This window comes from Ezakiella sp., assembly GCF_034180565.1.
Lineage (GTDB): Bacteria > Bacillota > Clostridia > Tissierellales > Peptoniphilaceae > Ezakiella.
In genome coordinates this window covers 1-9462 of record NZ_JAXFOB010000006.1, presented here as the reverse complement: position 1 = coordinate 9462, position 9462 = coordinate 1, and the positions used below count along the sequence as shown (strand labels likewise).

General features: G+C 34.7%; 13 protein-coding genes and 1 pseudogene. All 14 read left to right on the top strand.

Going from position 1 to position 9462, the window contains the following annotated elements; genetic code table 11:
• A pseudogene (locus tag SPI61_RS00525) lies at positions 1-1273 on the top strand (DNA helicase); the annotation flags it as partial.
• A gap of 244 nt (positions 1274-1517) precedes the next feature.
• Entirely contained in the window at positions 1518-1796 is a 279-nt protein-coding gene (locus tag SPI61_RS00520) for a hypothetical protein (protein ID WP_321136175.1), read from the top strand.
• The gene (locus SPI61_RS00515) at positions 1789-2043 is read left to right on the top strand and encodes a hypothetical protein (RefSeq protein WP_321136174.1); all 255 of its coding nucleotides are present in this window, start codon (positions 1789-1791) and stop codon (positions 2041-2043) included. Before SPI61_RS00520 ends, SPI61_RS00515 begins: the two co-directional genes overlap by 8 nt.
• A gap of 9 nt (positions 2044-2052) precedes the next feature.
• Entirely contained in the window at positions 2053-2304 is a 252-nt protein-coding gene (locus tag SPI61_RS00510; RefSeq protein ID WP_321136173.1) for a hypothetical protein, read from the top strand.
• A gap of 12 nt (positions 2305-2316) precedes the next feature.
• A complete protein-coding gene (locus SPI61_RS00505) occupies positions 2317-3441 on the top strand; it encodes a Lin1244/Lin1753 domain-containing protein (protein WP_321136172.1) in 1125 nt (374 codons plus the stop codon).
• 371 nt (positions 3442-3812) lie between these two features.
• Positions 3813-4028: a helix-turn-helix transcriptional regulator gene (locus SPI61_RS00500; protein ID WP_321136171.1), complete on the top strand. Its 216-nt coding sequence runs from the start codon at positions 3813-3815 to the stop codon at positions 4026-4028.
• A 196-nt stretch (positions 4029-4224) separates the two neighbouring features.
• On the top strand, positions 4225-5007 hold the full coding sequence (rpsB, locus tag SPI61_RS00495; protein ID WP_321136170.1) for a 30S ribosomal protein S2: 783 nt from the start codon (positions 4225-4227) through the stop codon (positions 5005-5007).
• Between the two features lie 46 nt (positions 5008-5053).
• Complete coding sequence (gene tsf / locus SPI61_RS00490) at positions 5054-5704, top strand: translation elongation factor Ts (protein WP_321136169.1); 651 nt, start codon at positions 5054-5056, stop codon at positions 5702-5704.
• A 6-nt stretch (positions 5705-5710) separates the two neighbouring features.
• Entirely contained in the window at positions 5711-6427 is a 717-nt protein-coding gene (gene pyrH, locus SPI61_RS00485; RefSeq protein ID WP_321136168.1) for a UMP kinase, read from the top strand.
• Positions 6428-6985, top strand: coding sequence for a ribosome recycling factor (frr, locus tag SPI61_RS00480; protein WP_321136167.1), 558 nt, complete (start codon positions 6428-6430; stop codon positions 6983-6985).
• A 50-nt stretch (positions 6986-7035) separates the two neighbouring features.
• Complete coding sequence (locus SPI61_RS00475; protein ID WP_321136166.1) at positions 7036-7503, top strand: hypothetical protein; 468 nt, start codon at positions 7036-7038, stop codon at positions 7501-7503.
• A gap of 161 nt (positions 7504-7664) precedes the next feature.
• A complete protein-coding gene (locus SPI61_RS00470; protein WP_321136165.1) occupies positions 7665-8189 on the top strand; it encodes an isochorismatase family cysteine hydrolase in 525 nt (174 codons plus the stop codon).
• A 470-nt stretch (positions 8190-8659) separates the two neighbouring features.
• The gene (locus tag SPI61_RS00465; RefSeq protein ID WP_321136164.1) at positions 8660-8917 is read left to right on the top strand and encodes a hypothetical protein; all 258 of its coding nucleotides are present in this window, start codon (positions 8660-8662) and stop codon (positions 8915-8917) included.
• A gap of 85 nt (positions 8918-9002) precedes the next feature.
• Positions 9003-9462 (top strand): hypothetical protein (locus SPI61_RS00460; protein WP_321136163.1); only part of this gene is annotated, 460 nt, incomplete at its 3' end.

Below are 9462 nucleotides of genomic sequence, written 5' to 3'. Positions count from 1 at the left end.
CGGTTGGGATTGTCCAAGAGCAAAGATACTTGTTAAGCTTCGTGAAAATATGACGGAAACCTTTGAAACTCAAACAATAGGACGCATAAGGAGAATGCCAAGAGCAAGACACTATGACAATGACCTATTAGATTTTTGCTTTCTCTATACTTTCGATGAAAAGTACAAAGAGTCTGTTATACAGGGTGGAAATGCTTATGAAGTTAAGAGGTTATTTTTAAAAGACAAGTGTAAAAATTTTGAACTTATTAAAGAATTTAGAAACAAAGACTATCAGTTTGTAGATGAAGTATTAGTTCGAGATAGAGCTTATGACTATTTTAAAGATAAATATAAGCTAACCAATATTAAAAAGGACAATGTAAAATTATTAGAATCTTATGGTTTTATAATGGGTACAAAAGTTATATCTACCTTTAGAACCGGTAAGTTTATAAAACTTAAAGATATAGTTGATGAAAAACAAGGCGAAAATAGGGAGATAGCCTATGAAGTATCAACTCACGATCATGGAATTGATTGTTTGCACGCAGTTGATATGATAAAAAAAGTTACCGGGGTGCCATCTAACAAAATGAGGGCAATCCTACAACATCTTTTTCATAAAAATATACCATCAAGCAAGAAGTTGTTAAATCTTTCTAATCGTGAGTGGTACGCTTTTATGATTAATAATGCTTATAAACTTAGAGATGACTTTTTAGATTTAGCTGCAATATCTGAAGGAGCGCAATTTGAATTTTTAGACAAAAAAACTGAAAAATGGAAATTGCCTTTAGAAGATTTCTATAAGTATCTTCCGTATGAAACAGAAGTTGTCGAGTATGAGAAAAATGCTTATAAAGAATACAACACATCTATGACAACATCGCAATTTAGATCCACCTCTGAACAACTTTTAGAAAACTATCTTGAAGGTAGAGATGATGTAGATTGGTACTATAAAAACGGTGACTCAGGACAGCAGTATCTATCAGTAGTTTATCAAACTAACTATGATAAACAGCACTTGTTTTATCCGGATTATATTATTAAGAAAACGAATGGAGAAGTATGGATAATTGAAACTAAAGGCGGAGAATCGAAAGGGAAGGATAAAAATATTGATAAGCAAATCGAAAATAAATTCTATGCTTTTAAGGATTACGCATATAGGCGTAAAATAAATTGGGGGTTTGTTAGAGATAAAGATACAAGACTTTATATTAACAATACAAACTACACAAAAGAAATGAATAATGAAAACTGGAAAAGGCTGGATGATTTATTTTAATGTGTTGTTAGATGACAAGAAATTTAATAATGAAACTTTTAAAGAGATAGCAGAAATGTTATCTCTTTTTTTATTAAAAAAAGGAGTTTTGCATGAAAAAAAATAAAACAGATAAGACAGAAGTCAAAAGAGCTTAAAATATAAAAAAGCAAAGTTTTAAAAGCGGGAGACCGCTTTTTTTGTTTGCAAAAAATAGTTTTCTAAAATCGACTTTCTGAGGATATATATTTTTGGAGGTGATTTTATGGATAAATCAGTTTTTATGGAAAGGCTCGCGGAGATGGATCTCTTTACGAGTTATACGGTGACCATTTCGCCGAACGGCAAGTTGGTCACTTATGAGGTGATGGACAGTTTCAGCGGCACTGTCGCAACGATTTATATGGACGAGAACGGAAAGAGTTTTAATTTTTTCTACAATGAGTTTATGAGCGATATGAGCGCCGATGAGAAGGTGAGTTTTTATATTTATTTTCTCAGTTTCTTTCAAACTTTGAATTTCGGGAGGGATTTGGATGAATAAGAAGGAATTGAAATCATTTCTTGCGGAAAGGGGACTTTTTCTCGTGTTTCTCGAGGAGAATGCGCCGGGGCTTATAAGTTATAGGTTTTCGGTGATTTCTCGGGGCAATTTGCCGTTTATGGAGTTTGTGGTTTATGACGGCGTGAAGGAGTTTATGTTTTACGAGAATGAGTATGTGGACACATTGAAATTTGAGGATAAGTTTGAGATTTACGAGAAGCTTTTAACGCTCATCGACAGGTTTTAGGAGGATGTTATGGATTTAAAGAATTTTATAGAGTTTTTGCACGGTGAGGGGCTAACGCTTCTTTATAAGGAGTACACGAGAGCCGGCGGATACGAATATGAGGTTCGGGATGCGGATATGCGCCCGATTCTTTTTGTATCATCGATTGCGGGTGTGACGGATTTTAAGTTTTACGAGAGTGATTTTGTTTTAAATTTGGATTTTAACAAGAGGATGCGGATTTTTAGAAATGCCATGAGTTTTATCTCGTGGGTTAATTAAGGGGGAGATTTTATGACGAGAAAGGTTATTACGCCATATTTTTCGCACGATGCGAACGCAAGAAATTCGGACAAGCTTCTTGCTGTGAGAATTAAACATGGGGCTGAGGGCTACGGGATATATTTTATGATTTTGGAGCGTCTTCGCGAGGAGAGCGATTATACGTCGTCGACAAATTATGATGTTATGGCGTATGATTTTAGAGTGGATAGTGAAAAGATTAGGTCGATTGTTGAAGATTTCGGCCTTTTTGAGTTTAATGAAGACGGCAGTCGTTTTTATTCTCCGGAGTTTAACGAGAGAATGGAGATGAAGGATAAGAATGCGGAAAAAATATCAAGAGCTGCAACAGTTGCAGCAAATAAAAGATGGAGCAAGAAAAATAGTAATTCTTCCAAAAATAAGTCAAATAAGAAAGATGACGATGACAATAAGGATGAAGATGATGCGATTAAAGTAGATAAAGAATCTGAAAAGATTAAAAAGAGTTGCGACGACACAGATTTGTCGTCTAATTTGTGTACGAAAAATAATGATGTTAAAAAGGATGATGCAGGAAAAAGTTGTTTCAAAAGCAAAAATGAGAATTCTGGTAATGAAATTGAATGCGAAAAAAGCTATAATTCATGCGATTTGAATGCGACCGCATGCGAACCGTATGCGACCGCATGCGAGCCGTATGCGAACGGTATGCGATTTTATGCCAAGCAAAGCAAAGAAAAGCAAAGTAAAGAAAAGCAAAGCAAAGAAAAGCAAAGAAAACAAAAACAAACAAAAAGTGTCATAAATACTTTTGATTTCCACCCTAAAGTTTTTGATTATACAAGAAACACAGAGCTTAGGGATTGTTTGTGTGTGTTTTTTGATGAGAGAGGAAAGTCGAAGTCTATTGACCCGAGGTTTGTGGAGATGTTTTTTAAGCAGCTTGATTCGTACTCGGCGGGGGACGACGACAAGAAGATTTTGATTCTTAGAAATTCAATTATTAACGGCTGGCAAAATATTTATCCGGTCAATTTGAACAATAAAAGCGGTCTTTCGAAGCTCGACGAGTATTACGGAACCGAAAAAAGACAGACTGACGATTTCACGGAATCCGAGCTTAGAGATATGCTTAAAATCGATTCGCACTTATGATTTTGAGAATAATTTATCCCGAATTTGAGAATTTATAGGTGACTAAAAGTCAATTTAGCAGAATTTAAATAAATTTTTATAGTTTTTTTCATAATTTGGTTGATTTTTTATAAAATAAAGTATATAATAGTTGTTGGTGGCATTTAAATATCGGTGCCGGTTTTTAAGCGGTATCAAATTTAGATTTTTATTTTGTATATTTTTATCACTATATTAATAAATATGTGCGCAAAATCTTTATTTATTTTTTAATTTTTTCGGCTATGACTGTGGTATAATAGAGTTGTGGCCCTGTGCATTATATTTATTAAAAATCGACGCGCATTAAGCGGCACTGTATTTAAATTTAAATTAAATCAAGGAGGAAAAAGATGAATAACAGAATTGCACAATTAAGAAAAGCTCTTGGTTTGTCTCAAATGAAACTTGCCAATATTGTTGGTGTTTCAAGAATCAGCATCAGTAAAATTGAAACAGGAAAATGCGTTCCGGGATTAAAACTAGCAAGCAATATTGCGGACGCTCTTGACAAGTCACTATATGAAGTGTTTGATTTGGACAATTCAGGCGCTTTTGCAACAAGATAATAAGATTATTTTTCGCGACTCTTTTCGGGTCGCTTTTTATTTGTATTTTTTTAAAGAAATGCTTGCACTTAAGACTACTTTGTGTTATAATTGTTGATGTAATTAGCCACGCATTTTGATACATTCCGCGAGGTTGCCGTTTTACGGTTGTCGGGTGTATGTGATAAATGCGGAAGAATAAACCGGAGGTGTAGATATGAGCGTAATTACTATGAAAAATTTATTAGAAGCAGGTGTTCACTTTGGACACCAAACAAGAAGATGGAACCCTAAGATGGCTCCTTACATTTTCACTGAAAGAAACGGTATTTATATTATCGATCTTCAAAAGACAGTGAAAAAGGTTGAAGAAGCATATGTTTTCGTAAAAGAAATCGTTGAAGAAGGCGGAACTGTTCTTTTTGTAGGAACAAAGAAGCAAGGTCAAGAAGCTATCGAAAGCGAAGCAAAGAGATGCGAAATGCCGTATGTCAACCAAAGATGGTTGGGCGGTATGCTTACAAACTACAAGACTATCAAGACCAGAATCGACAGACTTTTCGAACTCGAAGAAATGGAAGAAAACGGAACATTTGAAATGCTCCCTAAAGTTGAAGTTATCAAACTTAAACACGAAAGAGAACGTCTTGAAAAGTTCTTAGGCGGAATCAAGAACATGAACGGAACTCCTGATTGTATGTTTGTTGTTGACCCGAAAAAGGAAAACATTGCAGTTCAAGAAGCACACAAACTCGGCATTCCTGTTGTCGGTATCGTAGACACAAACTGTGACCCTGAAGAATTGGATTTCCCGATTCCTGGAAACGACGACGCAATCCGTGCAGTTAAACTTATTGCTGAAACAATTGCAAATGCAGTTATCGAAGCAAAGCAAGGTGAACAATACAGCGCTCCTCAAACAGATGAAGACGATTCCGACGAAAGTATGGAAGAAGCTATGAAAAAGGAAGACGAAAAGAATTCTAAGGAAGACAAATAGTAGATTACTATAAATATAAATATTATAAAGAAGGGTAGGATGAAAAATGAGCAAGATCAGTGCAAGTTTAATTAAAGATTTGAGAGAAAAGACAGGCGCAGGTATGCTTGATTGCAGAAATGCACTTCAAGAAACAGACGGAGATTTGGAAAAGGCGGTTGACCTTTTAAGAGAAAAAGGACTCAGCAAAGCTGCTAAAAAATCTTCAAGAATCGCAGCTGAAGGTCTTGTTGAATCTTATGTTCACGGCGGCAGAATCGGAGTTTTGGTTGAAGTTAACTCTGAAACAGACTTCGTTGCAAAGACAGATGAATTCAAGGATTTTGTTAAGGATATAGCAATGCAAATCGCAGCTTCAAGCCCGAAATATGTTTCACGTGATGAAGTTCCTGAAGAAATTGTAAACCACGAAAAAGAAGTTTTGACTCAACAAGCTATGAATGAAGGAAAACCTCAAAACATTGCAGAAAAAATGGTCGAAGGAAGAATTGAAAAATTCTACAAGGAAATTGTTCTTCTTGAACAACCTTTCATTAAGGACCCGGATAAGACAATCGAAACTTTGTTGAAAGAAAAAATCGCTAAAATCGGCGAAAATATTAAAATCAGACGTTTTGTTCGTTTTGAAGTTGGTGAAGGTCTCGAAAAGAGAGAAGAAAACTTTGCAGACGAAGTTGCAAAAGAAATGGGCAAATAGTCTTATATGAGTAAATCCAGAAGAGTTGTATTGAAGCTCTCCGGAGAGTCGATGGCAGGTGAAAACAAAACAGGCCTTGACATGACATTCGTCGGAGAACTCGCAAAACGAATTAAGGATGCACAAAATGATTCTCTTCAAGTTGCTATCGTATGTGGCGGTGGCAACTTTTGGAGAGGTCGTGACGGACTCGAAATAGAAAGAGCGACTTCTGACTATATGGGAATGCTCGGCACTGTCATGAATGCTTTAGCGCTACAAAGTGCTCTTGAGAAAACAGGAATACCTACAAGAGTGCAAACTTCAATCGAAATGAGGGAAGTTGCAGAGCCTTACATCATGAGACGTGCGATAAGACATCTCGAAAAGGGACGCGTCGTTATCTTTGCTGCAGGCATAGGAAATCCGTATTTTTCAACCGACACTACAGCGGCATTGAGAGCTGCTGAAATCGGAGCGGATTCGATTCTTATTGCAAAAAAAGGAGTCGACGGAGTTTACTCGGCTGACCCAAACAAATTTGAGGGTGCAACAAAATTTGAGCATCTATCGTTTAAAGAAGTGCTTGAAAAGGATTTAAAAGTTCTTGACGGCACAGCTATAAGTTTGTCGAAAGACAACAACATTCCGCTTTTGGTCTTTGGAATTGACGACACCGAAAATATTACAAGGGCTTTAAACGGAGAAAAAATTGGAACAATTGTCGATAATAAGGAGGACTAAATGACTACGCAAGTTTTTAAAGCAGCTGAAGAAAAAATGAACAAGAGCATCGAAGTCTACAAAGCCGACTTGGATTCAATTCGCGCAGGACGTGCAAACCCGTCGCTTTTGGACAGAATTGACGTAGATTACTACGGAGTTATGACTCCGCTTAGACAAATTTCAAACGTCTCCGCTCCTGAGCCGAGACTCATCCAAATTCAACCGTGGGATGCGAATGTAATTCCTGCAATTGAAAAGGCAATTTTAACAAGCGACTTGGGACTTAATCCTTCGAACGACGGAAAAGTTGTAAGACTTGCAATTCCGCAACTCACAGAGGAAAGAAGAAAAGATTTGACAAAACTTGTTTCCAAAAATGCTGAAGAAGCTAAAGTAAATATCAGAAATATCAGAAGAGATTTGATGGACGAAATCAAAAAGCTTGAAAAGGACAAAGAAATCACAGAAGATGAACAATTCCAAGCTGAAGACAAAGCCCAAAAATTGACCGACGATATGATCAAAGATATTGACAAAATTGCCGATGACAAGCAAAAGGAAATAATGGAAATATAACGAATATGCCGACATATGTCGGCTTTTATTTTACATAAAAGAGGTGTGTTATGAGAGTTTCAATTCCAAATGAAAAGTATTTTGAGTCATTTAAGTTTTTCTGTGAAGAGTTTTACGGGAAATTTGACTGCGATGAAAGCAAATATATAAAAGAAAAAAAGGCGGCGCGCACTATGCGTGGCAAGGACCAGGAGATAGAGGTGTGGTACATCGAGGACGACAGAGTTGTCGGCGTTGGAAAAATTCTGCCGACGCTCTCGATTGATGCGATTGAGTTCGGCGGAAATCTTTCGATTGATATTTTTAATCGCAGCATGTTCTTAGAAGAGGCGATTGACGTTTCAATCAAATTTATTCAGTCGTTTTATCCGATTGAAAGAATTCTTTTTACGGTTAAAGAGGACGACTATGATTTGCTTTTGATTATGGAAGAAAGATCGGCGAAACCCCTTTCGGAAGGCGAGGTTACAAGAGACGGCGAAAGTTTTAATGTGAAGAGATATAATCTCGAGATTTAGTTTTGTATAAGGGGTTATGAGCGGTTAATTTATGCGTTTTAGTCTTGTGAAATGAACGGGTTTTGGGAAGATGATGACGGAGATTCTATAAATTAACTGATTTCAAGAAAAATGTTTTATAAAAAAAGAATAGGAATAAATTACAATTGAAGGAGAATATAATGAATGCATTAATTGTACTGGATGTGCAAAAGGGAATATTGAAGAAAAAAGACTTTTCAGAGACTCTAAATAATATTAAAATTCTAATTGATGATTTTAAAAAGAAGAGTGACATTGTAATCTTAACCAAGCATCTTTCGGATGATCATGACAGCCCTTATTTTAAAGGCTCCGGAGACGCGGAAATATGGGATGAGATTCAAGGGCTGGGCGATTATACTATTGAAAAGACATCCTGTAATCCATTTTATAAAACCAATCTTGCACAAGTCTTAAAAGACAATAAGGTGTCTAAAGTATATATATGCGGTTTTAATACGGAATATTGCTGTTTATTTTCCAGCATCATATGTTCCGACAGAGGCTATGAAACTATTTTTATTGAAGATGCTTCGGGAACATTTGGAGATGAAGAAATTTATGAAATGCCCGGAATAGATATCAATGATTTTATTGGGTCTATACTAAATTGGTCCGGAGAAGTTGAGGTATTATATACTGAGGAGTATTTTAGTGGTATTTAATAATTAAGGGATTGAATTGAAAATGATATCAATATAAGTTTTTTACAATCGATAGATTTAAAGACAATGTTTATCATATCCAATTTGCCAGACACTGTCTGGAAAATTGGCCCGGTCCCATTATTATAAGCTTTTATCTATCAGCGATGAGAAAAAACAAAGCTTATATGCAAAATTTTTAAATCTTGTAAAAAAATCGATAGATATAAGCATTTTACAATCTCTAATTAGGCATAAAGCAATTTATGGCAAGATAAGGACCTAACGGTCTAAATTATGTAATTTCAAGAAAAATATTTAATGAAAAGGAGTTTTAGATAATTTATAAATTAAGGAGAATATGATGAATAATGAGTAAAATATCAAAGAAAATTAAGCGTATTATTCTTTTAACTACCATAATAGTTTTAATAGCTGTTTTTTGTACAGTTATTTCCGGGGCCGTGTTTAGAGAATGTAATCCCTTAAGCGTGATTAATGGATTTATTCAAGTTCGCATTTTAAACAAAGACTATTATGAGATTCAAGAATATCCTAAAGTTATGATTGCTAATAAAGATTTGAATTTGGTTGATTATATGAAAAATTTAGGGTGGACATATGTGGAAACTATCGACGCCGATAAGTTAGTGATGGAGAATATCTATGAATTCAAATATAAAGAGATCGAAGCATTTGTGGAAGTTATCCATCATAAAAATTATTATATTTGGAAGTGGAGAGAATAAGTGTATTGAGTTTTAGAACTTTTACATTACTTGCTTTATGTGAATAATTTCAGGTATTCATCAAAAAAAGATGGAGTTAGGTTAAATGAAAAATAAAAACAGGGAAAATTTAATAATAGTGACTTTAATGATAGGGTTGATATTTATAACTTCTTGTTCTAAAGAAAAAAATGTTAAAAGTGAAGAATTTCATTTGTTTAAAGAAGAGATGTCATCAAATAAAAAAATAGGTGAGATTCAAATAAAATTTTTAAGACCATCCGTATATATTAATTTTGTTACATCTGAAAATTTTAAAATTAATGATGTAAAAAAAGTAATAGATAAATTAAAACCATTCATAAATACCAATCACATGGATGAAATTGCAAGCAAATATTGGGAAAAAGATACAAAAGTATCTGATGTATATATATCTTTTTATAATGGGAAAATAGATAAGAATGACACAAGAAAGAATCTCGTGTATAGTATATATACAAAGTATTATAAAACTTATGTTGTTGATGATAATCCTTTAAATATAGATGCTTATAGCACATGGT